Origin of the sequence: Sphingobacterium nematocida (genome assembly GCF_900168125.1) — a bacterium.
GTDB classification, from domain to species: Bacteria; Bacteroidota; Bacteroidia; order Sphingobacteriales; family Sphingobacteriaceae; genus Sphingobacterium; species Sphingobacterium nematocida.
The window spans coordinates 335,845-362,535 of record NZ_FUZF01000002.1; the positions used below are offsets into that span (position 1 = coordinate 335,845).

A 26,691-nucleotide genomic window follows, 5' to 3' on the forward strand; every position below is an offset into this window, starting at 1 on the left:
ATCTAAAAAAAATGAAATTTTATAGTACGAATAATAAAGATCTACGTGTTTCCTTCCAAGATGCCGTATTCCATTCCTTGCCACAGGATAGAGGTTTATATATGCCCGAAGTGATCCCGCAGTTAGCCCCTTTGTTTATCCGAAATATTCAGCAGTATTCTTTACAGGAGATCGCTTTGACAGTGGCAAGTGCGTTAATTGGAGATGATATTCCGAAAAGCGATTTGAAATCCATAATCGCAGACGCGATTAACTTTGACGCCCCCGTTAAGTTTTTGGATTCCGAGACAGCTGTTTTGGAGCTTTTTCATGGCCCTTCATATGCTTTCAAAGATTTTGGAGCACGATTTATGAGTCGTGTGATGGGGTATTTCTCTAAAAAAGGGGATGGATTATTAGATGTCCTTGTTGCGACATCTGGTGATACAGGAGGTGCTGTTGCCCTGGGATTTCTTGGTGTTGAAGGAACTCGGGTCACTATTCTATATCCCAAAGGTAAAGTTTCTAAAGTACAGGAAGAACAGTTGACAACGAATGGACAAAATATCCGGGCGGTAGAGGTTGAGGGGACTTTTGATGATTGTCAAGCTTTAGTAAAGCAAGCTTTTGGTGATGCTGAGCTTAATGCAGTGCTACGTCTCACCTCCGCCAATTCCATTAATATAGCCCGTTTAATACCACAAACTTTTTATTATTTCTGGGCTTATGCGCAATTGAAGGCACAGGGAGTCGACGATGTAGTATTCAGTGTTCCTAGTGGTAATTTTGGTAATATTGGCGCTGGTTTATTGGCTTATAGAATGGGGCTACCTGTTAAACATTTTGTTGCGGGCACGAATGTGAATGATACAGTTCCACGTTTTCTAAAATCAGGTTCTTATGACCCTAAACCGTCTATTCAAACGCTGGCCAATGCGATGGATGTAGGAGATCCCAGTAACTGGGTCCGTATCAAGGATCTATTTCAGGGAAATCTAGATGAATTACGTTATGTTATCTCTTCCTATACCTATACGGATGAAGAAACACAAGTAGCGATGAAGGAGCTTTTTGAGAAATATAGTTATGTAGCATGTCCACATACTGCTATAGGATATCTAGCGGGGCAGGCATACCGAAAGGATCATCCCGGAGCGTATGCTTCTGTGTTCCTGTCGACAGCTCATCCCTGTAAATTTCCAGATGCGATCGACAAAGCAATATTTGCAAATGTAGAACAGCCAAAAGGCGCTTCTGATCTGTCTAATAAACCGAAAGTGGCTACAGCCGCTTCTATAGATTTTGAGGAATTCAAGAGCTATCTATTGAATTGGAAATAACCGACGATTTAATTAGGTAATTGCTGTGCAGGGGGAATTACCTAATTGAACTTTAAATCGGTTAAAAGAGGGGTTTTGAAATAAAGTTTCGAAAAAATGGACGATAAATAATATTATTTGTTTTTTCAGTTTTATTTTTGTGCCAATGAATAAGATAATCCTTCATAAAGGCAAAGATAAAGCCGCTTGGCAATTGCATCCTTGGGTGTTTTCCGGGGCCGTAAATAAAATAATTGGTCCAATTCAACCTGGAGAGGTTGTTTCAGTCTACAATATAGATGACGAATTTATAGCATATGGTGTATATAATAATACATCTCGCGTTGCTGTACGATTGTTAGAATGGAATCCTGCAAATCAGATTGACGAGCAGTGGTGGCGGATGCGTGTGAAAAAAGCTGTTCAAAATAGAGCGCACCTGTTGGGCAGTGATAACGACAGTGTTCGTTTAATTTTTGCTGAAGCTGATTTTTTACCAGGATTGATTGCGGATAAGTATGCTGACTTTATTTCGATACAAGTCCATGCGGCTGGTGTCGAAAATGTAAAAGCAGTTATTGTTGACGAATTGGTGAAGTTGTTAGCTCCTAAAGGGATTTATGAACGCAGTGATCTGAAGTCTCGGGAATATGAGGGACTTAAAGATGTAAATGGTTTGTTGTGGGGAGAATTACCTCCTGAATTTGTCGATATTGTCGAAAATGGGATCCATTATCGGGTAAATATTATTGACGGTCAGAAATCAGGGTTTTACTGCGATCAGCGGGAAAACAGATTGTTGACAGCGCAATATGTGAAAGGTAAACGCATTTTGGATTGTTTTTGTTATTCAGGTGGTTTTACTTTGAACGCTTTTCGCAATGGTGCTGCAGAGATAGTTTCGGTCGACAGTTCTGCCTTAGCGATCGAAACACTAAAAGATAATATTGCCTATAATAAGTTTGATACTTTTCCACATCAAGCGATACAGTCTGATGTTAATAAATATTTACGGCATTTGGGGGAGCAGGGGGAGAAGTTTGATGTAATCGTTTTGGATCCGCCTAAATATGCACCCTCTCGTTCCACATTGGAAAAAGCATCGCGGGCATACAAGGATCTGAACCGAAGAGGATTGATGCTGTTGGAAAGCGGGGGGCTGTTGGCTACGTTTTCGTGTTCAGGTGCTATGGATATTGACACATTTAAGCAGGTTTTAGCTTGGGCAGCATTGGATGCGGGCAAAGAGATCCAGTTTATACGACAATTTTCTCAACCAGAGGATCATCCTGTTAGAGCTTCTTTTCCAGAAGGTGAGTATCTAAAAGGTTTGTTGGTGCGTGTGATATAAAGAAATTTTAATTTATTCCTTAGTAACTTTAACTTCGGTTACTAAGGAATAATCCTATCAGAAAAAATAGATTACCAGCGAATCAAGGCTGACCCCCAGGTAAAACCGGCACCAAAGGCCGCAAGACAGATCAAATCACCTTCCTTCACACTTCCTGTTTCCCAAGCTTCAGAAAGTGCAATAGGCACAGAAGCAGCGGTCGTATTGCCATACTTTTGAATATTATTGAACACTTGATCGTCCCTTAGACCTAAGGTTTTCTGTACAAATTGAGATATGCGCAGGTTCGCTTGGTGTGGTACCAGTAGGTCTATATCTGTGCTTTTTAAGTTGTTTTTTGCTAGAGCTTCGCCAATTACTTCAGGGAATTTTACAACAGCTTTTTTAAAGACTGCTTGTCCATCCATATAAGGGAAAGCAGAGCCATCTTCAAGCATTTCTGCTGTCATTAACATACCGCCCAATTCTTGGTCGGGCCAATTTGGTCTGTTTTCTAATCCTTTTCCGCCAGAAGCCCCGGGATAATACATGGCGAGTTTTTCTGCTTCAGTACCATCTGAATGTAAGTGGGTACTTAAAATACCTTTCCCTGCTTCTGTGGCAGGTTGGAGCACCGCCGCGCCGGCTCCATCTCCGAAGATTACGGAAACCGCTCTTCCTCGAGTCGAGAAATCTAACGCATAAGAATGCTTTTCAGATCCGACAACAAGAATGTTCTTATACATTCCTGTCTTGATAAATTGATCTGCTATAGATAACGCATATATGAATCCCGAACATTGATTTCGAATGTCTAGCGCACCTATTTCCTTCATCTCCATTTCGCGTTGCAAGAGCACACCACAGCCAGGGAAATAGTAGTCTGGTGATAATGTAGCGAAGATAATGAAGTCTACATCATCTTTCGTGATACCAGCTCGTTCGATGGCTATTTTAGCAGCTTCTACCCCCATGGATGTTGTTGTTTCCTCGAGTCTGTCGGCATACCTTCTTTCCTTGATACCTGTTCGTTCTTGGATCCATTCGTCACTGGTATCCATAAAGCGCTTCAGGTCATTGTTGGTGTATATGTTTTTAGGTACGTAATGACCTAAGCCTGCAATTTTGGACTGAAACATTTTCTGTTGCTATTTTGTGAATAATAAATTCTATTTAGTTGTCCCTTTTGTTCGCAATATTGGTATATATGTGGGTTTCACATTTTTCAAACAAGAGGAATTTATTACAAAATTACGCATTTTTTGAAAAATACACTATTTTTGCGCTATGGGTGTAGAAACCGCACAAGAAACCTTTACGCTTGAAGAAATATTAGCGTCAGTTAAGGAGAGTCATAAACTGATTCTGTGGAATGATGATATCAATACATTCGATCATGTGATCTATTGTCTGATGCATCATTTGCAGTACACAGAATCTCAGGCTGAACGTATAGCATGGAAGGTGCATAGCGAAGGAAAGTGTGCGGTGCTGGAAGGTCCTTACGTCGAACTTGAAGTCTATCGCAAGATACTCAAGTCTGAGGGATTGACTGTTTCTGTTGAATAGTTTTTGATCGGTAATAATACAGTTACGTTTGTCGCTTATTCTTTTTAATTCTACATTTTTGTAGCTTACGAACGTAAGCTAACATATGCGACTTAAACTATTATTTTCTTTATTTTTCATTTTTCCGTTATTTATTTACGCGCAATTAGGCCAATTTAAAGTGCGGGTCGTAGAGGAGTCTACTGGTGAGCCTATGCTGGGCGTTAGTGTATCGCTATTGGACCCAGTATCGAAGGTACAGGTGAAAGGAAGGCAGACTAATGTCGATGGAGTCGCCGTTATTGAAGCTATCAATCCAGGTAGTTACGCTGTTAAAATTAGTTTTATCGGTATGGTCGATTACGAAAAAAATACCGTTGCTATATCAGCTAATAAAAGCACAGATATCGGTACGGTGAAGCTTTTTGAAGGCGGCAAACAGTTGGATGAGGTTGTTGTGAAAGGGAAAGTTCCTGAGCTACAGTTGGCCATCGATAAAAAAGTGTTTGATGTCTCTCAGAGTACAGTGAGTGTTGGTGGAACTGCTCAGGATTTATTGGGTAATGTGCCGACACTGCAGGTGGATGCTGATGGTTCTGTGAGTTTGAGAGGTTCGACCAGTGTTCGTATCTTGATTGATGGTAAAGAGTCAGCTATGGCCGGATCGGACGTAAATAAGTTGCTCCAATCTTTGCCTGCGGATGCGGTTGCGAAAGTGGAGATAATAACGAATCCATCTGCTAAGTACGATGCTGAGGGGCAGTCGGGAATAATTAATATCGTATTGAAGAAAAATATCCGGACAGGATTTAATGGTGTTGTAACTACTTCTGTCGGGTCTTATGATAACTATAATGCGGGTATTACCTTGAATTATAGAGATCGTAAGTTTAATTATTTTGGAGGATATAATTATAGAAATGGACGGAACGTGGGGGAGAGTGGAGTGCATACTATCGAGTTATTTGAAGGGATGCAAAGGGATACGAGTGAAGTTACTGATTCTAAATCGGAAAGCTTTAGGAAAGGGGTTAGTAATTCTTTCCGTCTAGGGGCAGATTATTACGCAAGTGAAAAGACAACGCTAAGCCTAGGGTCGAATATAAGTATAAGAGACAATAATAGGGGAGAAGATATTTCCTATACTTATATGCATCGACCTACTATGGGAACACAAAGTGATCGTATATCGAGACAGATAGAGCAGGATTTTGGGTATGATATTTCTTTCGATTATAAGCGGATTCTGCGGAAGGATGGGGAAGAGCTGACAGCGAATGTTACCTATGGAAATGATAAAGAGGACGGCACTAATAATTACGTACAGACCTATGATATAGGAACTATACCCGAGAGTAAAAGAGATAATAAAACGAGTGAAAAGGGTCAAAATTGGAACTTTCAATTAGACTATGTATTGCCTCTTGGTGAAAACCATAAGTTTGAAGCAGGGTATCGCGGTATCTTGCGTTCTTCGGACGAAAGGCAAGAGTCGGATAAGCTCTCTGGAGGAGAAATGGTGCGGGATTATGATGTGAGTAATGATTTCGAAATGACTTCGGGTGTCCATGCCTTATATGCTAACTATCAGCGTATGTTGTCCGAGCGGATAGGTTTTCAGTTTGGTCTACGCGCTGAGGATGCCTATTTAAATACGACCATTAGAAGTTTTAAACCAGAATTAATTGCTAGTGGAAAGGATCTTGAGCATGGTAGGCTTGATTACTTTAGGGTTTATCCCAGTTTATTTCTGACTTATGATGTCAATGCCGAAGGAGATAAGCTACAAATGAGTTATTCACGGAGAGTGCAGCGCCCGCGGGGATGGCAGGTAAATCCATTTGTCGATATTTCGGATGAAACTAATTACAGACAGGGTAATCCGGATTTGATGCCAGAAGATATTCATGCTGTAGAGTTGAGTTTTGCTAAATTCTATTCCAAATGGAATTTCCTTTTGTCGGGATACTACCGACGTGTCAATGATGTCACACAGCCGTTTCAATACGATAAGAATGATCCGATCGCAGCTGTCTATCTTAAAGAGAATACCAACGCAACATTTATGCGTTGGGAGAATGTAGGTTCTAGGAACAATGCTGGGTTCGAGCTCGTGTCTAAGGTTAATATTTTTCCATGGTGGGATATGACAGGTAATATCAATCTATTTTATTTTAAGGTGAATCCTAATGCTGCATTTGATGTTAAAAGTACGGACGGGCTTTCTTGGAATGGAAACTTAACGACAAACGTTAAACTGGCAAAGACCACCTCCGTACAGCTACGGGGGGATTACCGAGCTCCTATGAATAGTCTTCAAGGGAAAATGAAGGCCATGCATGGTGTAGACATGGCTGTCAAACAGGATGTCCTTAAAGGAAAAGGAACGATTACATTTAACGTACGCGACATGTTTGACTCTAGGCTTTTTGGAGGAGATAGCTATCTTCCTTCACAATATTCTGATCGTTATTTTCGATGGTCAAAGCGGACGTTTAATCTCGGTTTCTCGTATAGATTCGGTATTCAGGATCTGAGTAAAGGTAAAAGAGGAAATGAAGATATGTCGTCCGACGATAGTCAGGGGGGATATTAGTGTAATTTAATAATTAACTAAGTGTAGGAATTACATTAAGTAGTCGTATATTTATGATTATAATTATAACTGTGATCCTGAGTGTGTTCGCTGAACACATCGAAGATAATATGATAATCGATAAATACGCTATATCCGAATGAATAAGAAAATTATTATAACCTGTGCAATGGCCGGTTTTTTGTCATGGACAGCTTTATATGCGCAAGGAAAGAAAAGCGCTGAGACTGTCGTCCCAACTTACGAATTGCTGCATCTACCCAAAGTAGATCTCGCTAAGTTTAAAAAAAATAAGAGTGGTGCATATGTGATTTTTGATGGAAGCTCTTTGGAAGGTTGGCGGGGGTATAACAAGACCTATGTGCCGAGTAAATGGAGTATAGAAGATGGAGCGCTTAAATTTTCCAGAGAGCCGAAAGTTGATAAGCCAGAGGGGGGCGATATTATCTTTGCCCATGACTTCAAAAACTTTGAATTAGAGTTTGAATGGAAGATTTCGGAAGCGGGCAACTCTGGTGTTTTTTTCTTGGCAAAAGAGGTGAAGGGGCAACCGATATATATATCTAGTCCAGAATATCAGATCCTGGATAACGAAAAGCATCCTGATGCATCAAAAGGTGTTGATGGTAATCGTAAATCAGCTTCATTGTACGATATGATTCCAGCAAAGCCGCAAAATGCAAAAGCTGTTGGAGAATGGAACAAATCAAAAATAGTTGTGAAGGGAGAAAAGGTAGAGCATTATCAAAACGGTAAAAAAGTAGTTGAGTATACAATCCGGACACCAGAATGGAAAGCATTACTTCAATCGAGCAAGTTTAGCCAGGATAAATGGCCTTTGGCTTTTGAGATGTTATCCAAAGTCGGAGCAGAGCCTGGTGTAGTAGGGTTTCAAGATCATGGAGACGATGTGTGGTACCGAAGTATTACAGTAAAGGTCTTAAAGTAGCAAAGGCTTTAATTGATGAAATGATAAGGGGGCATTCTGTTGAGTGCCCCCTTATCATTTAAAAGATATATTGAAGCTCCTTTAAGTCTACAATCATGTGATTAATGTCTGCTGGCTTTTGAGCTCCCGTACTGTTGAAGTAGATGGCTTCTAAGCCTGCATTTTGAGCTCCCCTAATATCGGCATCCAGATTGTCGCCAATCATAATAGAGGTGTTCTTTTCGGCTTGTCCATTGTTGATCGCATAGTCGAATATGCGTGGATCAGGTTTGTTGACTCCAAATATTTCGGAGATCACAATAGTCTTGAAATAATCTTTGAGTGCACTATGTTTTAATTTCAGTTCACAAGCTTCTTTAAAACCATTAGATATCAAGTGTAGATTGTATCGATCTTGAAGATAGCCAAGTGTCTCGTGCGCGTGGGGGAATAGGTTTGTTTTTGTGGGGCATATCTGCAAGTACTCTTCTTCAAATGCCGTTGGGAATAGAACGGGGTCTACGCCCAGTTGAGTGAAGGTGTCTGCAAAACGTAACTTTCTCAGTGTTGGTTTGTCGATTTTTCCCTGATGATACAGGTCCCAAACACGATGATTATTGATTGTGTATGTCTCGATAAATAAATCTGGATTATTTTCGCCAAAAAGACGGTCAAACTGAAACCTATGGTATAGTTCATGTAATGTTTCTTCTGCATTTTTGTCAAAGTCCCAAATCGTGTGGTCCAAGTCGAAAAATATATCTTTTTTTTGTGTAAACATATGCAAAGATACCCCCTCTTTTTCTTATTAGTGTCATAAAACACAGGCTATTTTATTATGCACCTATATTTGCCTATTTTTGTTGAAATAGCATTTATGAGAAGAGCTCTCTTTTGGTTTTACTTACTGGCACTATATGCGCTTTGTCAACTCATAGGTTGGGGATATATGTTTATCAAACATGTACCTGATCGTAAAGGAATGATTATTGGCGAAGGTTTAATCTTTATTGCCATTTTTGTATTAGCGGTGATTAAGTTGAAAAAACACTTGGAGCGTGAGCGTTATTATCAACAACAGCAACAGAACTTTCTTCTTTCTGTAACTCACGAACTGAAATCTCCATTGGCGTCAGTCAAGCTTTATTTGCAGACCATACTAAAACGTGATCTTGATAGAGAGCAACAGAAAACTTTTTTGTCCAATTCTTTAAAAGATATTGAGCGTTTGGATTATTTGGTTGAGAATGTGCTATTGGCCACAAAGTTAGAGAATAGAACGTTCATCCTGCCCAAGGAAGATTTTGACTTCTCGTTACTAATAGAAGAAATTTTAGATAGATTACAGAAGAACGCTTGTAAGTCAGAGATTATTAAACCATATATCGAACCGGGGGTGATACTACACGCCGATAAATTTGCAATTACCAATGTAGTGACTAACCTTGTAGAGAATGCTATAAAATATTCTCCTCCATGTGCTAATGTAGAGGTGAATCTGAAGATAAAGGATAAAGATCTCGTGTTTTCGGTGTCGGATCATGGCGCTGGTATACAGGATGAGGAAAAGCGACTTATCTTCAATAAATTCTATCGTGTAGGAAATGAGTCAACCCGCAAAACCAAAGGAACTGGTTTGGGGTTATATATAGTGAAATCTGTATTGCAAAAACATGATGCGACGATTAGGGTTATGGATAATAAGCCTTCTGGAAGCATCTTTGAAGTAACATTTGAAAATTATGCAAGCTAAGCAAAGGATACTCTTAGTCGAAGACGAGGAACACTTGTTGGAGGCCATCAAACTGAATTTAGAATTAGAAGGCTACCGTGTCACTACGGCTACCGACGGAAAGAAAGCGTTGAAAATCTTTAAAGAAGAACGTTTTAATCTGATTATTTTGGATGTTATGATTCCGGAAATTGACGGTTTTCAGGTAGCGGAGACTATTCGTCTCCAGAATACCGAAGTGCCTATCATGTTTTTGACTGCCAAAAATAGCAGCGAAGACCGGATTACAGGACTTAAAAAAGGTGCTGATGACTATTTGGTGAAACCTTTCAATCTTGAAGAACTAATTTTACGCGTGGGAAATCTAATCCGGCGTGGTATGAAAGGCGATGAATTGAAAGAGTTAAATTCCTATACTATTGGGGATAAAACCATCTATTTTAATTCGTACGAATTGCACTTGGCAGATGGTACTGTTACTTCTCTTACTAAAAAAGAAACAATGTTGTTGAAGCTTTTGATTGAGCGACGCAATGAAGCTGTCTCTAGAGAGCAGATCTTGGAAACTGTTTGGAATTATGATGTGTACCCGTCTACGAGAACTATCGATAATTTTATCCTGACATTTAGAAAGTATTTTGAACCAGACCAGAAGCACCCTATCTATTTTCACTCGATACGCGGTGTAGGGTATAAGTTTACGGATACTCCCGAAGGCCAAGGTGAGTAGCTTTTATGAAATATCCTGTAGCACAGACTATACAAGCACGAATGACCGAGAAGCAGCATGCACAGCATCAGGCAATAAAAATGTGCATAATATACTTTGGATATTCCATCCCGGAATGTTGGGACAAGATAATGACCGTTAAAAAGCAGATTATTTACATATGAATACACGCTTTCGGATGATAATAGTGTCAATAGCGGTGGTAGGCTTAGCTTATTCCGTTGTTTTTAAGCACTATAATGTTTGTGTTTATCTCTTGGGGATTATGGGGTATTTCATATGGAGCCAGTATCGAGAAGGGACAGTTTTTCTCGCGACACAAGCATTTCATAAACAAGATTACGAAAAGACAAAAAGATTACTCGCAGAGATCAAAAATCCCGACCACCTAAGGAAAGGACGACGTAACTTTTATGAATTTATGCTAGGTAATATAGCGTTGAAGGAGAATCAGATAGAAGAAGCTGAATATCATTTTCAATTGGCTTCGAGATTGCCTTGGCGCAGAGATAATGAAAAAGGCATGGTGTTGATTAATCTAGCAAATATCAACTTACGAAAAAAGGATTATGATCGTGTCACAACGTATCTAGATTTGGCTGATAAGTTGGCTCTTACACAGCGACAAGGTGATATTGTTAGAAAAATTAGGGAAGACGTAAAAAAATATAATTAAGAAATAGTGAGTACAATTTTACAGAACGATTTGTTTATCAAAGCTGCACTTTCGCAGCAAACAGAAAGACCTCCGGTGTGGATGATGCGTCAAGCAGGACGTTTTATGCCAGAGTATTGGGAAATCAAGAATAAATATAGCTTCTTGGAGATGTGTAAGACTCCTGAGATTGCTGCAGATGTCACTATGTTGCCTGTGGACCTCCTAGGTATCGATGCAGCTATTCTTTTTTCTGATATTCTAGTTACTGCTGAAGCTATGGGAGGTGACTTATCCTTTGAACAGGGTGTGGGGCCTCGTTTTTCGAATCCAGTTCGGTCATTCGCGGATGCAGAAAAGCTGTCTGTAGATTGCTTAGACAAACTTCAATATGTAGCTGATGCGATTAAAGTGATACAGGAACGCCTAAACGGACGTATTCCACTTATTGGTTTCGCTGGCGCACCATTTACCATATTAAGCTATTTGGTAGAAGGGGCTTCTTCTAAGGATTTTAAGTTAACAAAACTTATGCTTAATAATGAGCCAGAACTTGCTCATCTTATCTTGCAGAAAATTGCTGACTTAACGATAGCTTACTTGAATATGCAGATTGATGCTGGTGTCAATGCTGTACAGTTGTTCGATAGTTGGGCGTCTGCATTGTCTTGGAATGATTATCATACATTTTCTCATAAGTACAATAAGTATATTATCGACAATCTGAAACGCACGGTGCCGGTTATTTCTTTTGCAAAAGGAGCTTCTGTGTTTGCACCAGTAATGGCGGAGACTAAGCCTGATGTAATTTCGGTCGATTGGAATGCAGACCTGTTAAATATTAAGAAGAGTCTACCTGCTGGTATGGCTGTTCAGGGGAATTTGGATCCATTTATCATGTATGCTAATAAACCTGTTATCAAGGCTAAGATACATGAGCTTTTTGAGCGTATGCGGGGGGAGAATGGTTTCATATGTAACCTGGGGCATGGTATCATGCCGGATATGCCATTTGACCACGTCAAGTACGCTGTAGAAGTCATTAAAGAGTTTAGATACTAATAAATCAAAAAGGAAAAATTATTTAATTTTTCCTTTTTACTTTTGTGTTATGATATATCTATATGCTAAGGCAATACATATAATTTTTGTAATATGTTGGATGGCGGGACTTTTCTATATGCCCCGTCTTTTCATTTATCATACGGAGGCCAAGGGAAAAGGAGAGGTGGAATATAATGTGTTGCACCGGCAATTTGCTATTATGGAAAACCGTCTCTGGTGGGTCATCACGACTCCTGCAATGTATATTACGATTGTTTCTGCTGTATTGATGTTGTATCTTAATCCGGGTTTGCTGTCCTTAGGTTGGATGCATGTCAAGTTGTTATTTGTTGGTGGTATGGTCTTCTATCACTTTAGGACTCAGCGAATAATGTTTAGGTTGAGAGATGGGGCTTCTACATGGACGTCACATCAACTACGACTTTGGAATGAAGTTTCTACCATATTGTTGTTTGCTATTGTATTTGTTGTTATTTTGAAATCAGCACTGAGCTGGATTTATGGAGTGGTGGGCTTGTTGGCTTTAGCGATTTTATTGATGATACTAATTAAACTTTATAAAAAATACCGGAAATCAAAAGGAGAGAAGGTAGACTAATTTATTATGAGAAGAGTTTTTTTGACAATTATGTTTATGACTGGTTTATCGATACTTTCATTTGGACAGGACCATAGTTGGGCTTTTGGCTTTTATGGAGATATGAGTGTAAAATCAGCAAAGGAGAGTAGTTTCGGTGTGCAGGGCAAGTATGACCTGAACAGTCGGAACTCGGTACAAGGACAGGTGCATGGAAGGAGTAATTTTGTTTCTGTTGGTGCAGATTATCTTTTCTCGTTTTTAGATAAGCGAAAAAGCAATTTTAACGTTTTTCTTGGAGCGGGAGCTACTGAAGATTTTGTGCGTTACCAAGATCCTGGTGTACAAGAGTATGTATTTGTAAAGGATGAACGGTTCGTTCTGAATGGACAGCTCGGATTGAGCTATTATTTTAAGCCTGTACAATTATCTGTCTATACAGGGTATAAGGTGAAGTATCTAGTAGAAGATGATACGTTTCTGCCTAATTATTTAACGCTTGGCGTACGATATCATTTGTGGTAATATGTTACGGAGCGATTATGCTCCATAACATAAATACTTAATTTCGAGGTATTCGTCTAATCCGTATCTAGCACCCTCTCTACCTATTCCGGATTGTTTTATGCCCCCAAAAGGAGCGGATGCATTGGAGATTAGTCCTGTATTGATACCAACCATCCCTGCTTCCAAAGCTTCACCTACCCGGTAGCAGCGGTGGATATTTTCACTGTAGAAATATGCGGCCAAACCAAACGGCGTGTTGTTTGCTAATTTAATTGCTTCTTCTTCATTGTTGAACTTAAATAATGCACATATGGGGCCGAATGTTTCCTCTTCACTTATTAGGGAGTCCTGAGGGACTTCAGTGAGTACTGTGGGTGCGAAGAAATTATCCTTCAGCGCCTTTCCTCCAGTCAATATTTTAGCTCCTCGGCTTACCGCATCCTCCACATGCTCTTTTACTTTTGCTAAGCCAGCTTGATTGATTAGGGGGCCTACCTGTACGCCTTGCAAAAAACCGTCCCCAACCTTTAATGACTTAACAGCTGTGCTAAGCTTTGTCGCAAATTCGTCGTAGACGGCCTCCTGTATGTAAAATCTATTGATAGAAACACAGGTCTGTCCAGAGTTTCTGAACTTTCCTGCGATAGCTCCCAAAACTGCTTTATCAATATCTGCATCTTCGAATACAAGAAACGGAGCATTCCCACCTAGTTCGAAAGAAACTCTTTTAATGGTACTGGCAGCTTGTTGCATAAGTGTCCGGCCGACAGGTGTTGATCCTGTAAATGTAATCTTTTGAACAATAGGGTTTGTAGCCAACTCTTCCCCAAATCCTTTACTGTTTTTGGAGGTAAGCACGGAAAAAACACCCTTGGGTATTCCTGCCATTTCGACCAATTTGGCTAGTGCTATTGCTGTAAATGGAGTTTGTGAAGCTGGTTTTAAGACGACGGTACATCCAGCAACTAAGGCCGGAGCTAGTTTTCGCGTAATCATTGCTAGAGGAAAGTTCCATGGTGTGATAGCGGCTACTACACCTACAGGTTGCTTAATTGTCATTAAGTGGTTATTGCCTTTCAGTGAAGGGATAGTCTCGCCATAGGCACGCTTGCCCTCCTCTGCAAACCACTCTACAAATGAAGCACCATAGTCAACCTCACCTAAGGATTCTGTCAAAGGCTTACCACATTCCAGTGTCATTATTTCTGCAAGCTCGTTTTTGTGGAGTAGAATGAGTTCGTAGATTTTATCGACGAGTTGACAACGCGTGCCAATAGGGGTCTGACGCCAAGGCGAAAGTGCTGATTCGGCTGCTTTAATCGCACTTTTGCAATGATCAATATGTAGATCCGGGACCGTGCCTATTACTTTGTTTGTAGATGGGTTTACGACTTCAAAAGTATGTTCTGAAGTTATAAACTCACCATTGATATATGCTTGTTGTATAAATAGTGTGTTTGTCATGATTCCTCTATTTATGTAGATAACAATAGATAGCTAATGTAGTTTGTCAATTGGCATGAAAGTTCTTTGCGAGTATGAAGAGTAATACGTTAAGAAAAAAAGAGGAACCCGTCCTCTTTTTATTTTATAAATTCTTAAGAATGGTGTGTCCCATTCGATCTCGCTTGGTCTTCAAATATTCCTCATTGTACACATTGGGTTCGATTTCAATAGGAACATTCTCGACTACTTCTAATCCGTACCCCACTAGACCGGCTCTTTTTGTCGGATTGTTTGACATTAGTCGCATTTTTGTAACCCCCATATGACGGATTATCTGTGCACCCACACCATAATCCCTGAGGTCTGCTTTAAAACCCAGTTGTGTATTTGCATCTACTGTGTCGATCCCGTCTTCTTGAAGTTTGTAAGCGAGTAGTTTGTTGATCAGCCCTATACCGCGACCTTCTTGATTCATGTAAACGATGATTCCCTTTCCTTCTTTCTCAATCATCTCCATTGCTTTGTGGAGTTGGGGGCCACAATCACAACGGCAAGAACCAAAGATATCTCCCGTCATACAGGAGCTGTGTACGCGAACTAATACAGGTTCGTCTTCTTTCCAGTCCCCTTTGTAGATAGCAAGATGCTGCTGTCCGCTATTTTTTTGAGTGAAAGCCTTCATTTGAAAATCGCCGTAAGCAGTAGGCATTTTTACAGATACTTCCTCTTTGATTAAGGTATCGTGTTTCAGACGATATTCGATTAAGTCTTCGATGCTTATTATTTTCAGATTAAAACGTTTAGCTACTTCCATCAGATCCGGAAGTCTTGCCATTTCGCCGTCATCCTTTAATATTTCTACGAGCACACCTGCTGGCTCAAAGCCAGCTAGTCTTGCTATATCAACAGTGGCTTCGGTGTGACCAGTACGACGTAATACGCCTCCGTCCATAGCGATCAAAGGAAAGATATGTCCTGGACGACCTAGTTCTTCAGGCTTGATATTAGGATCTATTAATGCTTTAATTGTTTTTGAGCGATCTGAAGCTGATATTCCTGTGGTACAACCATAACCTTGCAAATCTACGGATACCGTAAAGTTTGTTTCATATATAGCTGTATTCTGACCTACCATTGGGTGTAAATCTAATTCTTTACAGCGTTGCTCCGTCAACGGGGCACAAACTAATCCTCGTCCATGCGTCGCCATAAAGTTTATAATCTCAGGTGTGGCATTTCTCGCTGCGGTTACAAAGTCTCCTTCGTTTTCCCTATCTTCATCGTCTACAACGATGATTACTTTCCCTGCTTTGATGTCTTCAATAGCTTCTTCGATCGTGTTTAATTTTATATCCATTGATATATGAGTTTTCGAATTACAAAGGTATGTTTGATTTATCTTGCTTTAATAATAAGGAAGTCAAAATTGTGATTATACCTTTTGTTTTTTGATGTTTAGTTTTTCTTTAATCCATGACAAAGCATATTGAGCTTTGATTTTATACTGGTCTATATCGAATAAAGCCGAGTCTGTGGTCGATTTGTAAGTCAGGAATGCAGCTAACGGACTTAATACGATGATTGCCATCCACATTCCCCAAAATGGACTGATAGCTCCATCTTTCGCTGATTTCTCTGCTACGGTAGAGATAATATGATATATCAAGAAAAATATGATGGATATCACTACTGGTGCTCCCAGTCCACCTTTTCTAATGATGGCTCCTAGAGGAGCTCCAATAGCAAATAAGAGCAGACAAGAAACGGCAAGCGTAAATTTGCGGTGATACTCAATATCATAGCGAAGATCTTTGTCTACTAATGCTTGATATTCTACAGATCTATTGAAAGTTCCATCCTTAAATTGTTGGATCTGCCCCAGGGCGCTGCTTACAATGTTTCTTTTTGCTGCTTCAGGTACATTATCTAATAGGTTACCTTCAATTTTTAATTTAGACTTTTGATGTACGCCTTCGTTGTAATATCGTGATGTAAAGAGAATATTGTGCTTTAGTTCCTGTGCGCTGATTCTTGATACACTGTCCAATTCCATCCGGTTGGTGTCAGACTTTAATTTAAGCTGACGTAGATTTAGCATCTGATGGTGTTGTTTAAACAAGTTTTCATCTGTACGCTTCATTTCAAAAGCATCCATGTTAAACTTTGTCTCTGTCTCCTTAAAATAAAAACGGGTAAACTGTTGGCGTGGATCATAGGTCTTGGCATTGCTGGCACGAGAGTCCTCATAGCGTACGCCATCAATCAGTTTTAGAATCATAAAATTTTGATCCCGTGAGTTGTACATATATCCCTCTTTTGCTACTAGCACATCGCTACCAGCCGTACCCTTCGATTTATCATAAATAGTAAGATCATATAATACGGTCCCATCTTTACTTTTGCTTTTTGCACGAATCGAATATCCTGGTATAGTACTGTTAAAAATCCCGGGTTTGATAAGAAAGTCTGCTTTTTTATTGCGTACATCCCAAAGAAGAGAACCCATTTTTAGGTTTACGACAGGAAGTATATAGTCTGAAAATAGAAAAGACCCAGACGCAAATAATGCGACCAGAATAAAAAGCGGACTCATCGCTTTACGAAGAGATACTCCTGCCGCTTTGATCGCAACTAATTCGTAGCTTTCTCCTAAATTACCAAATGTCATAATCGAGGATAGGAGCATAGATAAGGGGAGTGCCATTGCTAGTTGTACGGCACATTGATAGCCAATAAGCTCCATAATAACGTACCACTCGAATCCCTTTCCGATCAGGTCGTCAATATATTTAAATAAAAAAAGCATCAAAAGCACAAACATCACAATACAAAATGTGACGATAAACGGCTTAATGAATGCTTGTAGTATTAATACGTGTACTTTTTTCATGTATCTTTAAGCATAGCCTTTCCTAACTTTGTGTTAGGCTACGAGCGACAAACAAAGATACAGAATTTTAAGCACCAATTACACTCTGTAGATAGCTTATAGAGTTGTCCCAGATTTTTTTTCTATCATCTACATTTTCATCTTTTGCATGATCCGTTATCGCTAGAGCGACATCATTTGTGAGTTCGTCTTGCACTATTTCTAGTTCAAAAAAATGAGGTTCGTCATCAATCCATTTGAATTTGACGTATTTGTTTTCTTTATATGCGGCAAGCTTTGCTCTATGGTGTTCACCATCCCAGATAAATTCATAGATTCCGTCGTGGTAGATGACGTCATCGGCAAACCATTGTGATAAGTCATTTGGCTCAACCAGATAAGGGTATAGAATACGAGGGGAAGAGTTGATTATATATTCAAGTTGTATTTTAGTTTTTTCCGACATAGACAAATCACTTTTTAGTTTACGTTCTCTTATTGATTTTTGTAATGATACATATTTTTATTTTAAAAGAGTAGCAAGTCGGATAAAAATTGTTCACATTGAAAAAGTTGTCAACATGTTACAGGTTTCATTTATAGATAATTGCGGTTGAGGCCTTTTAGGAGGATTAATAATTTGTTAAAATCTCGAAATAATTCCTTTGAAAATAATTCCTTATTGCTATATTTGCATCACCGAAACGGCGGGGTAGCTCAGATGGTTAGAGCGCAGGATTCATAACCCTGAGGTCGGCAGTTCGATCCTGCTCCCCGCTACTGAAAAAAGCTTCAAGGAAACTTGAAGCTTTTGTTATTTATAGGTATTAACGAGGCGGGCTTCATATCCGCCAGCTGGCGGACTGCAGTTCGATCCTGCTCCCCGCTACTAAAAAAAGCTTCACTGAAAAGTGAGGCTTTTGTTGTTTTTTGCCCTTGGTTAACGTTTAGCAATGTTTGTTACTGTTTCAGTAGTAAGGAATTCTAAGGGATAGACGGAAAAAAATACGTACCAATCCTGAAAGTCATAAAATACGTTGTATCGACCGTCGAGGATTAGAATCCGTAGTTAAAAAATAATGGGGGAGGAGAGTAATGTTAAAAGAAGAGATAGTGAGTTGATGTTTAAGATACTGTTTGGGATTTTAGGTTCGTTTAACAGTTTGCTGGTTTCTTTGTGGTTTAGGGTAGAAGAAAACGCAAATCTTTGTGGCCTCTACATTTTATATTGATTCTGAATCGATGGGGATAGGAGGGGCGAGCTGAGGAAATCATTTTATTTCTTCCAATAGAAAATGTTTTTTTACATTAAAAATAACCATTTTTGCCTGTTGTGTTCTTATTTGAAGGTGAATTCTCAGAAATGAGATTTAATAGATCATTATATTTTTCTAACAAGCTAATATATTTATTCATCCAAAAATAAACAGAATTATTATCAATGTCTGTGTTTTTTACGGAAGAAGCATCTTGTGCACTAAGTACGTGACGATGGTTTTTTATTAACGTTTCGGGTAGTTCGGCCGTAAAATCGTGTCCAATTATATTACCAACTTCCAAGAGAATTTGAAGATTCAGATTTTCTTGTTCAAACCAATTATATATTGTTCTTCTACTTACTTTAAGCTTTCGGGATAATTCGCTAATCCCAATACGTTCCATTCGAAGAACCTGTTCTAAAATATTTCCTACGTGTATGCCCATGATAAAAAAATGTAAAAGTTGATCTAATTAGCCTCAAACAAGTCTAGCTCTTCATATCTGGAATTATTACTGATGAAGTCTGGTAGAATTTCTTTCATTTTTTTTACCATTTCATAGTCATTGTTCAAGCTATTTAAGCGCAATAATTCCTCTGTAACCCGATGAACATAATTAAAGCTGTAATCAATAATTTTAGATATTTTAATCTTTTGATGATGGGTTGGAATAGTTTCTTCTTCCAGAAGGAGCAACTCCTCATATAACTTCTCTCCTGGGCGTAGTCCGGTAAAAACAATTTTGATATCCTTATCGGGCGCCATGCCGGCAAGTTTGATCATGTTCTTTGCCAGATCAAGAATCTTAACCGGATCTCCCATATCAAAAATAAAGATTTCACCTCCATTTCCCATTGCTGCAGCTTCTAATACCAATTGTACAGACTCAGGAATAGTCATAAAATATCTGGTTATTTCGGGATGGGTAACTGTTATTGGCCCCCCCTTTTCTATCTGAGCTTTAAATCTCGGAATGACAGAGCCGTTTGACCCCATAACATTCCCGAAGCGGGTCGTAATAAATTTAGTTTTTGGTTTATGTAGACTCTTAAAATTTGCTGTAACGTTTTCCGAAGCGGATAATATATTATTGTTATTTAGCGATTGGATATACATTTCTGCAAGACGTTTAGAAGCTCCCATAATATTAGTGGGTTTTACAGCTTTGTCTGTAGAAATCATAATAAACTTTTCTACCTCATGATCGATCGAGAGATCGGATATGTTTTTCGTACCTAATACGTTGGTTAATATAGCTTCTGCAGGATTATTTTCCATCATCGGAACATGTTTATAAGCCGCCGCGTGAAAAACAATCTGTGGTTTAAATTCTTCAAACAGTGTTTTCATCCGGCTTTTGTTTTGGATGTTGGCCATGAATATTTTGGTTTTACCTTCGGGGTAATAATCTTCAATTTCAAGCTGAAGCTCATGTAAAGGTGTTTCTGCCTGATCGCAGAGGATGATATACTCTGGGTTATAGTTTAAAACCTGACGCACAATTTCGGAACCGATTGAACCTGCTGCTCCGGTAATCAAAACTCTCTTTCCGTTTATCTCTTTTGATACATTATTCTTTTTGAGGATAATAGGTTCCCGTTGTAAAAGATCTTCAATTTTCAAGTCCTGTATCTGATTAGGGCTTAATTTGCCATATAGCCATTTATCAGAAGACGGCACTGTAACGACTTTAATGCCCAGCTCTATACATTTTTCAATTGCTTTCTTTTTTCCATTAATATTCAGATCGTTGCCAACTAATAAAACCTTATTGATAGCATATTTTTTCTTAAGTGTTTCTATGCAAAATGACGGATATACATTTTTTTGTTCTATATGTTTGTTTATTTTATCTTGATCATCATCAATAAAACCAAACACGTTTATAGGTGCTTCCTGACAGGTGTCGAGTGCTTGTTTCACCAGGATTGAGGTGTTGTCAGTCCCATAAATTAAGATATTATCCTTTATATTTCCAGGTTGTAAATCTTTTAAATATCCAAAAATGTGTTTAACGGCTATTCTCAAAATAATTAACAAGGATGAAGAAATAAAAAAGTTCAATAACAGTGCTTTGTCAAACCATTTCCATGGAAGTTTAAAATATGGAGCAACAAGCAGATTACCGATAAGCATAAAACCAATACTGCTTATTAGCACTGCCATGAATACGCGAAAGATATCTTCTGTATTGGAATATCTTATGATTCCTGTATGAATTCTCATGCTGATAAACACGTAAATAGAGATCACACTGTACAGACCTATATACAGGATATCGCTGGTGTAAAACAATTCAGCAGATTCAATTTTTTTGGTCAGCAATAAAGATATAAAGAGTGTCCAGATTACGATTAACTGATCGATCAATAATATCAACCATCTTGAATGTACTTTATCACTAAATAATAACTTTTTCATAAGAGTAATTTTAGATAAATGATAGAGAGGAAAATAAGGCAATGAAAGCTCTGTATAAAGGGAAATAGTCGATGGCTATTTTTTTGTCAACGCCTCGCTTATCAAGCAAATAGTTGTATGCTTTGCGGTTTGCAATGAACCGGAAACTTTTATAGTTTAAGAAGAGATCTGAAAAAGCCGATTTCCATCGGAACAGGGAATCTTCTTTAAAGCCGAGCCCCCCACCTAGATGAAAAAACTTCATTCCCCTTTCGCGTCCAATAATGGTAATTTCATCAACTAGAAATTTTGCAGGAGATTGATTCAAATAGGATGCTTTAGTAGCAACCAAATGTGCCTGAATAATTCCGTGAGAAAAAGAGATAATCGTTGCACATGTTATTTCATCACCTAAATAAACCAATAATAATCTGCAGTCAAACTCATTTGAATGAATTAAGTCTGTAAAATATTGTTTATCAAATAAATAGTATTCTGTTGATCCGATTCTACGCATGTTTTCTGTATAGATATCAATGAATATATCAATATCTTCTGGTCGTTTTGATTCCTTTACGAAGTATCCTTTGTCACGGCACCTTTTGATTGATCTAGAGGTAGAGCGATCGTACTTTTTACGCTGAACATCTAAAGGCAAATTCAGATCCAGAGCGACTGTAAGTCCATTTTCATGAACTCCTTCGAATTCTTTCATCAAAATGTACTGATCAAAAAAGGGGTGCAATCGGGAGAATACGGAGACTATCTGTTCGTTTTTCAGAAATTTTAAAAATGACTTTTTAAAATTATCGATTAATCCTTCATTCAGCTGTTCGAATTTTTTACTTGCAATTGGTCCAGGATATCCATACACAGAGCTTAAATCAAAAAATGGCGAATCAGGGATAACTCTTTTGAGGAACGGAAAGGCTATGAAATCTTCACCTTCTTCATAAATCAAGAGTATAGGATTACCACTATTGTCTAAAGAATGATAATGCCAGGTATGATAAAAATCATGTACAAAAGAACGGTTAACGTAAGAATTCCATTCGTTTCTTTCGTTAAGGGTAAGTAATTTAATCATAGAATACATTTTTAGGTGGATAAGAGACCAGGAGGTTAATCAAATACTAACCTATATTAGCTAATATTGGAGCACTGCATTATTTACCGGCACAAAGTCGCATCTGTATAAGGGGAAGTAATCAATCTTATTATTAGGATCGATTCCTATACGATCAACTAAGGAATTATATATTCGCTCATTGGCGACATAGCGCCAACTTTTATATTCTAAAAACAGATCTGAAAAGCCAGCTTTCCAGTTAAACAAGGTATCTTCTTTAAAACCTAAACCACCACCTAAATGGTAATATTTCATGCCTAATTTACGTCCGAGGATGCTAATTTCGTCCGTTAAAAATTTGGCGGGTGATTTATGAAGATATTTAGTTAAGGTAGCCACCAAATGGGCTTCAATTATGCCGCATGTACAGGTAATTATGCTGCCACAAATTATCTTATCGCCAGCATAAACCAATATAAGACGACAATCAAACTCATCTGTACTAATGAGGTCTATAAAATATTGTTTATTAAAAAAATAGTAATCTCCGGCTTCAATCCGTCTCATGTTTTCTGTATATATGTCAAAAAAGGCACTGATATCCTCAAGATCTTTTGTCTCTTTTACTGAATAGCCATTGTTCCACGCTTTTTTGATATATTGATAAGTGGATTTCCTGTATTTTTTACGCTGCTGTTCAAGTGGAATAGTAAGATCAATGGCTACAGTTTTGCCATTTTTGTAAACACCTCCGAATTTTTCGATTAATAAATATTGATTAAAGAAAGGGTGAAGTCTGGAAAATACAGAAATATTATGTTCCTTATCCAGAAAGTCCAGAAAGGAGCTTTTAAAATTATCCATCAGACTTTCTTCAAGATCTTCAAATTTGCGGTTAGAAATAGGCCCGGTATAACCATATACAGAACCCAGATCTGAAAACGGGGAATCTGATATTTTTCTTTTAAGCAAAGGTAAAGCGATATAGTTATTTCCTTCTTCATACACGAAGAGAACGGGATCTCCACTTTGATCTAGAGTATGATAATGCCAGGTATGATAAAAATCATATTCTATGGAACCCTTTACGTAGGCTATCCATTGCTCTTTGTGAAAAAGAGTAATTAATTTTCTCATGATAGTAAGCGAACTAAGGTTAGATGGGAAACTCTTTTTTATTTAATTTCATTTTAATAAATCCATTTCCTTCATTGGAGCCTACTGCAACAAAGCCCATTCTTTCGTAAGTTTTACAAGCAGAAATATTTAATGGATTTACCTCTAATAAAACACGTTTTAAACCTAGTTCGAAAAAAGCATACTTTAATATAAGCTTTGTAGCTTGCTTGCCTATTCCGTTTCCCCATAAGCTTTTTTCACCTATGAATATATGAAAGGATGCCAGTCCATTATTTATATTTAATAACTGAATATTTCCTATGTATTGATTGTTTTCTTTAAGACAAATTGCAAACCGTCGTTCATCCTTATTCTCTAATTTGCCTTTTATCCATTCCTGCTCAGTTTCTAAAGAAATGTATCTATCAGGTTTAAATTCAGTATATTTCCAGATGTCAGAATCATTTCTCCACTGATAAGAGACATTTGCATCGCTTAAAACCAATGGTCTTATATAAACTAAATTATCCATCCTATTTTTTTTAAAAAATTAAAGTAAATTCATAATGTGAATCAAAAAATAAAGAGGCTAGTAAATAGAATTAGGAAGTTAGTTCATGTATTATATCTTTCAACACACAAACTATTCGTTCCATATCTTTTATAGTATACCGATGATCTATTGGTAGTGGGACAAGGTGTTTTGCCAGATGATTTTCAAACATATGTTCGTTTGTCCACTTAAAAACATTGGGCCAATAGGTAGGAACAAATATTTTATTCGCTATAAGTTTAGTTTTAACTTTATCATTTGAAATAAGAAGAGGGTATACCATAGGAACAGCATCTACAGGCATTTCAATATCCAGTTCATTTATTAGAGCCAAATTTTCCTGCAGATGATTATAGTTTTGTTTTCTTATTTTTTCACTGTTTTTATAATTAATTCCAGAAAGAATTTTCTGCGTTAGAACAGACATCTTTTTTATATCGTTATTTTCAAGACTTTTATCGTTTTCAACAAAATCTCCATATGAATTTTCACTCCCAACATCGATACTCTTTATAAGATGTAACAATCTATCAAAAGATATGTCCGTTTCTATGTTCAATCTGAGACTACTATTAAGTTGCAAGTAAGCACCATCAGAGACGCCAAAAAACTTTCTGCATGAATATATTGTATCGATCTTATCTATTGGTTTTGAAAAGAAGGCTTGCGAATTATCAACAATTAAATTTTTAATGTTTTTGCTTAATTTTTCTACTGTATGCTGTTTTATGCCGAAATAGTTGGTATACAAAAAGCATTCAGCATATCCAATTTCAAAATCAACTATAGGGTCTAACTGTTTGTCCAGTGTATAAAACTCATATGGAACTGCCAATTTTAACATAGGTTCCAATATCGTATCACACGTAAAATAGGGGATATAAATTTTAGTATACCCCTTAACCCTCAATATATATTCTAATGCATTTCTGGATGTATTTAATTTTATGAGTGAAGGATAGTATTCTTCTCCATTTGAGAGTTGTAACTGAAAAAAGCCTCCAATGGTTTTCTGAAGTTCTTTTTGATCTTTCATAAAAATTGGAAGTTAAATTTTCAAAAAAAAACTATTAACCTTGACTCGATAAATACATTCTTTTATGAGGAGGTTGATAAAACTCGTACAAATCTGCTGGAATTCTGGCGTTATAACCAACAACTTGCCTTAAGCTTTCACTTAAAGATTCTCCAAATTCATAACCTAAATATCTTGGAAAATCAAACATCGGCTTAAAGAATGGTTTGGTAAAACTTAATGTTAATACTTTTCTGGCATTTTCAGTGTAATTTTTACCAGCAGCATGCCATAAGTTAGAATCAAACAAGATAATACTACCTTTTTGCGTTATCGCTCGGTCAGCGTATTTGTAAAAATATTCCTCACTCGGTTTAACATCTTCCTTATGTGAGCCTGAAAGTAGATAAGTAGCACCATTCTCTTCTGTAAAATGATCAAGCAACACAATCATTTGGATCATCATTTTCATGTTTCCGGTAAAACTTCTCAAATCCCGATGAATATTTTGAACATACGGCCTATCATTTTTCATGTTAATAACCGCACTAAAGCCATTTAAGATATAGTTTCCACCTAAAAAGAAGCGCATTTCCTTATCACAAAACATTTGTTCTAAAAAATTTAAACTAAAATTGTCACATTCCAATAAATGATGAAGGGTGCCCTCCATATTTGTTTCAATACCGTTTTGGGTTTGGATTTCTCTTCTCTGCAAATAAGCCGGTTCCAGGTCATTAATAATTTGAGCAATCAGCCCCTCATTAAGAGCGTTTTCATATATAACCCAACCAAACTGATCAATTGCATTCTCAAAGTCACTAATAGTAGCTCCAGAATAATTAAATATATTTTTCAAAGTATATAGATTTAATGGTTAAAAATTTAGTTTTTTTAATAAAACCCGGAATTTTGAAATCGGATTGATTTTATTTAATGGCCATTTCAGGGTAACGGTACAAGGGAAAATAATTTATATTTAAGTCGTTCTTTCTTTCTTTGATCAGGTCATTGTATACGAATGTATCTGATACAAATTTCCAGGTAGAATCCTCGAGAAACAGATTTGAAAAGGATGATTTAAATTTAAATAAGGAGTCTTCCCGACCTCCCAAACCACCACCCAGGTGAAAATACTTCATTCCCAGCTGCCTGCCTATTATACTTATTTCGTCCGTGAGTAGCTTACTGGGCGATTGATTAACATAATCGACTGCTGTGGCAGACAGGTGGTTTCGTATTATACCTCCACAACACATAATAATTGCGCCACAAATCATTTTAATTCCATCATACATCACGATTAACTTGCAACTATCCTCTTTAATGATTGCCGCAAAATAATCTTCATTGAAAAAATAGCTTTTTTCTGCTTTCAGCCGGTGCATGTTCTCATTGTACATGGCCGTAAATAGACTTATTTCATCTCCGGTTTTAGCTTCTTTAATAATGTAGGGCATCTTTCTCAAGTGTCTGATTTGTCTGCCCATCCTTTTTTCATAGCCTATTCTTTGCTCTTCAATAGAAATGGATAAGTCCATGTAAACGGTTTTACCATTGTTGGAAATACCTCCTATTTTTTCAATCAACACTTTCTGGTCAATAAAAGGATTAAGTCTACAGAAAACACAGATATATCTTCCCGTGTTCATGAAGTTTAAGAAGAAATACTTGAAATTTTCAAGTATTTGGTCACTTATGTCTGCAAATTTTCTGTTGGAAATCGGCCCTGAATAACCATATACAGAAGTCAGATCATACAAACCTGAATTTGCAATTTCTCTTTTTAGTAGGGGTAGCGCAATAAACACATCCGATTCTTCGTAAACGAAAAGAAATGGATCCCCGTTTTTCTCTAGTGAATGATAGTGCCAGGTATGATAGAAATCATAGTTTACAGAATTATGGACATATGCTGTCCATTCTTCCGATTGTTGAAAATTGATCAAGCGATATGCCATGACTAATAATGTATTTAAAGAACTACAGTTTTTT

General features: G+C 37.7%; 25 protein-coding genes and 1 tRNA gene. 12 read left to right on the forward strand and 14 right to left on the reverse strand.

What is annotated here, in order from left to right:
• Positions 1 to 11: 11 nt before the first annotated feature.
• Positions 12 to 1,319 carry a threonine synthase gene (thrC, locus tag B5X76_RS03710; RefSeq protein ID WP_079641343.1) on the forward strand — a complete coding sequence of 436 codons (1,308 nt, stop codon included), beginning with the start codon at positions 12 to 14 and terminating at the stop codon, positions 1,317 to 1,319.
• Positions 1,320 to 1,464: 145 nt separating this feature from the next.
• Positions 1,465 to 2,649 carry a class I SAM-dependent rRNA methyltransferase gene (locus B5X76_RS03715; protein WP_079641345.1) on the forward strand — a complete coding sequence of 395 codons (1,185 nt, stop codon included), beginning with the start codon at positions 1,465 to 1,467 and terminating at the stop codon, positions 2,647 to 2,649.
• 71 nt (positions 2,650 to 2,720) lie between these two features.
• Here the strand turns inward: B5X76_RS03715 and B5X76_RS03720 are convergent, their stop codons facing one another.
• Positions 2,721 to 3,767 (reverse strand): 3-oxoacyl-ACP synthase III family protein, encoded by a 1,047-nt coding sequence (locus B5X76_RS03720; RefSeq protein WP_079641347.1) that lies wholly within the window; start codon positions 3,765 to 3,767, stop codon positions 2,721 to 2,723.
• A 148-nt stretch (positions 3,768 to 3,915) separates the two neighbouring features.
• On the opposite strand from B5X76_RS03720, the gene B5X76_RS03725 reads away from it, so the two are divergent.
• From B5X76_RS03725 to B5X76_RS03735, 3 genes are all read left to right on the forward strand, one after another.
• Positions 3,916 to 4,197, forward strand: coding sequence for an ATP-dependent Clp protease adaptor ClpS (locus tag B5X76_RS03725; RefSeq protein WP_079641349.1), 282 nt, complete (start codon positions 3,916 to 3,918; stop codon positions 4,195 to 4,197).
• 85 nt (positions 4,198 to 4,282) lie between these two features.
• Positions 4,283 to 6,772: a TonB-dependent receptor gene (locus tag B5X76_RS03730; protein WP_079641351.1), complete on the forward strand. Its 2,490-nt coding sequence runs from the start codon at positions 4,283 to 4,285 to the stop codon at positions 6,770 to 6,772.
• A gap of 139 nt (positions 6,773 to 6,911) precedes the next feature.
• Positions 6,912 to 7,721: a 3-keto-disaccharide hydrolase gene (locus B5X76_RS03735; protein WP_079641353.1), complete on the forward strand. Its 810-nt coding sequence runs from the start codon at positions 6,912 to 6,914 to the stop codon at positions 7,719 to 7,721.
• 58 nt (positions 7,722 to 7,779) lie between these two features.
• Here B5X76_RS03735 and B5X76_RS03740 read toward each other — a convergent pair whose 3' ends face one another.
• Positions 7,780 to 8,481: a YjjG family noncanonical pyrimidine nucleotidase gene (locus tag B5X76_RS03740; RefSeq protein ID WP_079641354.1), complete on the reverse strand. Its 702-nt coding sequence runs from the start codon at positions 8,479 to 8,481 to the stop codon at positions 7,780 to 7,782.
• Positions 8,482 to 8,577: 96 nt separating this feature from the next.
• Between B5X76_RS03740 and B5X76_RS03745 the strand changes: the two genes are divergently transcribed.
• From B5X76_RS03745 to B5X76_RS03770, 6 genes are all read left to right on the forward strand, one after another.
• The gene (locus tag B5X76_RS03745; protein WP_079641605.1) at positions 8,578 to 9,453 is read left to right on the forward strand and encodes a sensor histidine kinase; all 876 of its coding nucleotides are present in this window, start codon (positions 8,578 to 8,580) and stop codon (positions 9,451 to 9,453) included.
• Complete coding sequence (locus tag B5X76_RS03750; RefSeq protein WP_079641356.1) at positions 9,443 to 10,162, forward strand: response regulator transcription factor; 720 nt, start codon at positions 9,443 to 9,445, stop codon at positions 10,160 to 10,162. The genes B5X76_RS03745 and B5X76_RS03750 overlap by 11 nt, the downstream gene beginning before the upstream one ends.
• A gap of 160 nt (positions 10,163 to 10,322) precedes the next feature.
• The gene (locus B5X76_RS03755; RefSeq protein WP_079641358.1) at positions 10,323 to 10,838 is read left to right on the forward strand and encodes a tetratricopeptide repeat protein; all 516 of its coding nucleotides are present in this window, start codon (positions 10,323 to 10,325) and stop codon (positions 10,836 to 10,838) included.
• A gap of 6 nt (positions 10,839 to 10,844) precedes the next feature.
• A complete protein-coding gene (gene hemE / locus B5X76_RS03760; RefSeq protein ID WP_079641360.1) occupies positions 10,845 to 11,879 on the forward strand; it encodes a uroporphyrinogen decarboxylase in 1,035 nt (344 codons plus the stop codon).
• A gap of 49 nt (positions 11,880 to 11,928) precedes the next feature.
• Entirely contained in the window at positions 11,929 to 12,480 is a 552-nt protein-coding gene (locus tag B5X76_RS03765; protein WP_079641362.1) for a CopD family protein, read from the forward strand.
• Between the two features lie 6 nt (positions 12,481 to 12,486).
• Complete coding sequence (locus tag B5X76_RS03770) at positions 12,487 to 12,984, forward strand: hypothetical protein (RefSeq protein ID WP_139375190.1); 498 nt, start codon at positions 12,487 to 12,489, stop codon at positions 12,982 to 12,984.
• A gap of 15 nt (positions 12,985 to 12,999) precedes the next feature.
• Here the strand turns inward: B5X76_RS03770 and B5X76_RS03775 are convergent, their stop codons facing one another.
• From B5X76_RS03775 to B5X76_RS03790, 4 genes are all read right to left on the reverse strand, one after another.
• Positions 13,000 to 14,430 carry an NAD-dependent succinate-semialdehyde dehydrogenase gene (locus B5X76_RS03775; protein ID WP_079641366.1) on the reverse strand — a complete coding sequence of 477 codons (1,431 nt, stop codon included), beginning with the start codon at positions 14,428 to 14,430 and terminating at the stop codon, positions 13,000 to 13,002.
• A 124-nt stretch (positions 14,431 to 14,554) separates the two neighbouring features.
• Entirely contained in the window at positions 14,555 to 15,769 is a 1,215-nt protein-coding gene (locus tag B5X76_RS03780; RefSeq protein ID WP_079641368.1) for a bifunctional 3,4-dihydroxy-2-butanone-4-phosphate synthase/GTP cyclohydrolase II, read from the reverse strand.
• A 75-nt stretch (positions 15,770 to 15,844) separates the two neighbouring features.
• Complete coding sequence (locus tag B5X76_RS03785) at positions 15,845 to 17,302, reverse strand: LptF/LptG family permease (RefSeq protein ID WP_079641370.1); 1,458 nt, start codon at positions 17,300 to 17,302, stop codon at positions 15,845 to 15,847.
• Between the two features lie 67 nt (positions 17,303 to 17,369).
• On the reverse strand, positions 17,370 to 17,747 hold the full coding sequence (locus tag B5X76_RS03790; RefSeq protein ID WP_079641371.1) for an START-like domain-containing protein: 378 nt from the start codon (positions 17,745 to 17,747) through the stop codon (positions 17,370 to 17,372).
• 240 nt (positions 17,748 to 17,987) lie between these two features.
• Here B5X76_RS03790 and B5X76_RS03795 point away from each other — a divergent pair.
• Positions 17,988 to 18,061: transfer RNA gene (locus tag B5X76_RS03795), tRNA-Met, on the forward strand.
• 528 nt (positions 18,062 to 18,589) lie between these two features.
• Here B5X76_RS03795 and B5X76_RS03800 read toward each other — a convergent pair.
• The 8 genes from B5X76_RS03800 to B5X76_RS03835 form a co-directional block, all read right to left on the reverse strand.
• Complete coding sequence (locus B5X76_RS03800) at positions 18,590 to 18,985, reverse strand: helix-turn-helix domain-containing protein (RefSeq protein WP_079641372.1); 396 nt, start codon at positions 18,983 to 18,985, stop codon at positions 18,590 to 18,592.
• Between the two features lie 23 nt (positions 18,986 to 19,008).
• Positions 19,009 to 20,961: a polysaccharide biosynthesis protein gene (locus tag B5X76_RS03805; RefSeq protein ID WP_079641374.1), complete on the reverse strand. Its 1,953-nt coding sequence runs from the start codon at positions 20,959 to 20,961 to the stop codon at positions 19,009 to 19,011.
• 10 nt (positions 20,962 to 20,971) lie between these two features.
• Complete coding sequence (locus B5X76_RS03810; RefSeq protein ID WP_079641607.1) at positions 20,972 to 22,027, reverse strand: GNAT family N-acetyltransferase; 1,056 nt, start codon at positions 22,025 to 22,027, stop codon at positions 20,972 to 20,974.
• Positions 22,028 to 22,087: 60 nt separating this feature from the next.
• On the reverse strand, positions 22,088 to 23,146 hold the full coding sequence (locus tag B5X76_RS03815; protein WP_079641375.1) for a GNAT family N-acetyltransferase: 1,059 nt from the start codon (positions 23,144 to 23,146) through the stop codon (positions 22,088 to 22,090).
• A gap of 19 nt (positions 23,147 to 23,165) precedes the next feature.
• Positions 23,166 to 23,660 carry a GNAT family N-acetyltransferase gene (locus tag B5X76_RS03820; protein ID WP_079641376.1) on the reverse strand — a complete coding sequence of 165 codons (495 nt, stop codon included), beginning with the start codon at positions 23,658 to 23,660 and terminating at the stop codon, positions 23,166 to 23,168.
• 70 nt (positions 23,661 to 23,730) lie between these two features.
• Entirely contained in the window at positions 23,731 to 24,717 is a 987-nt protein-coding gene (locus B5X76_RS03825) for an aspartate aminotransferase family protein (protein ID WP_079641378.1), read from the reverse strand.
• Between the two features lie 34 nt (positions 24,718 to 24,751).
• Positions 24,752 to 25,555, reverse strand: coding sequence for a phytanoyl-CoA dioxygenase family protein (locus tag B5X76_RS03830; RefSeq protein WP_079641379.1), 804 nt, complete (start codon positions 25,553 to 25,555; stop codon positions 24,752 to 24,754).
• A 70-nt stretch (positions 25,556 to 25,625) separates the two neighbouring features.
• Positions 25,626 to 26,657 (reverse strand): GNAT family N-acetyltransferase, encoded by a 1,032-nt coding sequence (locus B5X76_RS03835; RefSeq protein ID WP_079641380.1) that lies wholly within the window; start codon positions 26,655 to 26,657, stop codon positions 25,626 to 25,628.
• Positions 26,658 to 26,691: the final 34 nt, after the last annotated feature.

What these genes read in the sequence shown, in the direction of transcription:
- B5X76_RS03785 (WP_079641370.1), bottom strand. Translation starts at nt 17,302, where the DNA reads ATGAAAAAAGTACACGTATTAATACTACAAGCATTCATTAAGCCGTTT.
- B5X76_RS03720 (WP_079641347.1), bottom strand. Translation starts at nt 3,767, where the DNA reads ATGTTTCAGTCCAAAATTGCAGGCTTAGGTCATTACGTACCTAAAAAC.
- B5X76_RS03790 (WP_079641371.1), bottom strand. Translation starts at nt 17,747, where the DNA reads ATGTCGGAAAAAACTAAAATACAACTTGAATATATAATCAACTCTTCC.
- B5X76_RS03825 (WP_079641378.1), bottom strand. Translation starts at nt 24,717, where the DNA reads ATGAAAGATCAAAAAGAACTTCAGAAAACCATTGGAGGCTTTTTTCAG.
- B5X76_RS03750 (WP_079641356.1), top strand. Translation starts at nt 9,443, where the DNA reads ATGCAAGCTAAGCAAAGGATACTCTTAGTCGAAGACGAGGAACACTTG.
- B5X76_RS03730 (WP_079641351.1), top strand. Translation starts at nt 4,283, where the DNA reads ATGCGACTTAAACTATTATTTTCTTTATTTTTCATTTTTCCGTTATTT.
- B5X76_RS03755 (WP_079641358.1), top strand. Translation starts at nt 10,323, where the DNA reads ATGAATACACGCTTTCGGATGATAATAGTGTCAATAGCGGTGGTAGGC.
- B5X76_RS03810 (WP_079641607.1), bottom strand. Translation starts at nt 22,027, where the DNA reads ATGATTAAATTACTTACCCTTAACGAAAGAAACGAATGGAATTCTTAC.
- B5X76_RS03715 (WP_079641345.1), top strand. Translation starts at nt 1,465, where the DNA reads ATGAATAAGATAATCCTTCATAAAGGCAAAGATAAAGCCGCTTGGCAA.
- B5X76_RS03725 (WP_079641349.1), top strand. Translation starts at nt 3,916, where the DNA reads ATGGGTGTAGAAACCGCACAAGAAACCTTTACGCTTGAAGAAATATTA.
- B5X76_RS03745 (WP_079641605.1), top strand. Translation starts at nt 8,578, where the DNA reads ATGAGAAGAGCTCTCTTTTGGTTTTACTTACTGGCACTATATGCGCTT.
- B5X76_RS03835 (WP_079641380.1), bottom strand. Translation starts at nt 26,657, where the DNA reads ATGGCATATCGCTTGATCAATTTTCAACAATCGGAAGAATGGACAGCA.
- B5X76_RS03765 (WP_079641362.1), top strand. Translation starts at nt 11,929, where the DNA reads ATGATATATCTATATGCTAAGGCAATACATATAATTTTTGTAATATGT.
- B5X76_RS03775 (WP_079641366.1), bottom strand. Translation starts at nt 14,430, where the DNA reads ATGACAAACACACTATTTATACAACAAGCATATATCAATGGTGAGTTT.
- B5X76_RS03780 (WP_079641368.1), bottom strand. Translation starts at nt 15,769, where the DNA reads ATGGATATAAAATTAAACACGATCGAAGAAGCTATTGAAGACATCAAA.
- B5X76_RS03735 (WP_079641353.1), top strand. Translation starts at nt 6,912, where the DNA reads ATGAATAAGAAAATTATTATAACCTGTGCAATGGCCGGTTTTTTGTCA.
- B5X76_RS03770 (WP_139375190.1), top strand. Translation starts at nt 12,487, where the DNA reads ATGAGAAGAGTTTTTTTGACAATTATGTTTATGACTGGTTTATCGATA.
- B5X76_RS03805 (WP_079641374.1), bottom strand. Translation starts at nt 20,961, where the DNA reads ATGAAAAAGTTATTATTTAGTGATAAAGTACATTCAAGATGGTTGATA.
- thrC (WP_079641343.1), top strand. Translation starts at nt 12, where the DNA reads ATGAAATTTTATAGTACGAATAATAAAGATCTACGTGTTTCCTTCCAA.
- B5X76_RS03820 (WP_079641376.1), bottom strand. Translation starts at nt 23,660, where the DNA reads ATGGATAATTTAGTTTATATAAGACCATTGGTTTTAAGCGATGCAAAT.
- B5X76_RS03800 (WP_079641372.1), bottom strand. Translation starts at nt 18,985, where the DNA reads ATGGGCATACACGTAGGAAATATTTTAGAACAGGTTCTTCGAATGGAA.
- B5X76_RS03740 (WP_079641354.1), bottom strand. Translation starts at nt 8,481, where the DNA reads ATGTTTACACAAAAAAAAGATATATTTTTCGACTTGGACCACACGATT.
- B5X76_RS03815 (WP_079641375.1), bottom strand. Translation starts at nt 23,146, where the DNA reads ATGAGAAAATTAATTACTCTTTTTCACAAAGAGCAATGGATAGCCTAC.